This is a genomic window from Gilvimarinus sp. 1_MG-2023 (genome assembly GCF_030548285.1).
Window position 1 is genome coordinate 1 of the sequence record NZ_JAUOSC010001090.1, and the last position, 267, is coordinate 267.

Genomic DNA, 267 nt, shown 5'->3' on the forward strand with positions numbered 1-267 from the left:
GATTTACCCATACCTTGACCCGACCTTCCAGCGTCGGAAAGCGGTGACGGATCACCCCGTTGGTGGAACGCTTTTCATACTGGCGTTTACCACTCTGGCGCTCACGACGTTTCAGCACAATCTGGTCCGCAGCAATGCCTGTAATTTCTGGCAAGACGGCCAGAATATCCAGCAAGCGCCGTTCGGCCTTGGCTTCTTCAATGGTTTTTGGCGGCACATATTCCTGTACATGCAGCCATGCCGCCCCTTCCTCTGGGCCTTTGGAAG

At 55.1% G+C, this 267-nt stretch carries 1 pseudogene; it reads right to left on the bottom strand.

What is annotated here, in order from left to right:
- A pseudogene (locus Q4563_RS20230) lies at positions 1-267 on the bottom strand (hypothetical protein); the annotation flags it as partial.